Origin of the sequence: Kitasatospora nipponensis, from assembly GCF_039528135.1 — a bacterium.
Taxonomy (GTDB): domain Bacteria; phylum Actinomycetota; class Actinomycetes; order Streptomycetales; family Streptomycetaceae; genus Kitasatospora; species Kitasatospora nipponensis.
On sequence record NZ_BAAALF010000515.1, the window covers coordinates 1 to 1,038 of the forward strand.

Genomic DNA, 1,038 nt, shown 5'->3' on the forward strand with positions numbered 1-1,038 from the left:
AAACGGACCTTCTGCGTCATGGGGGTGCCCGATCCTCTCGCATTTCGACTGAACCCCCGGGCTGCTTCCGGGGATCGAGGTGTGCGGCCGGCGGTCCGTACCGGGCCCCTGAGGGGCTGCTGTCCCGGTGTTTCGGTCCGTCGTTCTTGCCGACACCATGAGATTGGCGGTCCGGGGTGGTCCCTGTCAGCACTCGGAGCTGGCACCAGAGTGCCGTGACACCCTGAGGCCAGCTCCGGTCACTTGGTGCCAGGGCGGCCGAACCGGCCCTGACCTGCCCGGATGCGGGTCAGGGGTGGCTGGGCAGCTCGAGCAGGCCGAGGGCGAGCCGGGAGTCGACCTCGCAGTGCAGAAGGTGCCAGCCGCTCAGCACGCCGCCGGCGCTGGTCAGTTCGTGCCACGCGTCGCGCAGCCCGTCCTCGGCGTCCAGCAGGTTGCCGGCCGCCACGAACACCACGGCGTCCAGCTCCTGCGGCGTCACCCGGATCCGCGCGTGGCTGAGCCGGGCCGGCCCCTGGAGCCCGCGCTCCAGGCCGTCCCGCACCACCGGTGCCACCGGAGGGCCGGCCGGGCGGCCGCTCGTCTCCAGATGGGCGCGAATCGCGTACACACCTGCAAGCCTGCGGCACCGAAAGCTCGCCGACCGGCAGTTTGCGGTGGCATCTCTCCGCCTGGCAGCAACATGTCGCGGGTCCCGGACGCGGTACGGCGGATTCCGCTATCTGACGCCCCGTTCGGTGCCCGCTCCTTCACGGTTCGTCCATCGGACCACCGCGATTGTCCGTAAGACTGTTCTATGTTCCTTCTCGTGACGGTACGCTGACCGCCTGTCAGGGACGGCCTGCAGGACGACCGGTTCGATATCCGGTCCACGGGGAGGGTGTGATGTGTTCCGCACTTCTGGTGACGGGGCGTTGACCGAGTCCCAGCCGATGGGTCTCGACCCGTTCGGCGAGGCGGTCTACCGGACGATGCTGCTCCACCCCGAGTTGGACACCCAGGGCATCGCCGACCGGCTGGAGGCGCGCGAGCCCGAGG

General features: G+C 69.8%; 1 protein-coding gene. It reads right to left on the reverse strand.

Going from position 1 to position 1,038, the window contains the following annotated elements:
• Positions 1-289: 289 nt before the first annotated feature.
• A complete protein-coding gene (locus tag ABD323_RS41585) occupies positions 290-610 on the reverse strand; it encodes a hypothetical protein (protein ID WP_184917745.1) in 321 nt (106 codons plus the stop codon).
• Positions 611-1,038: the final 428 nt, after the last annotated feature.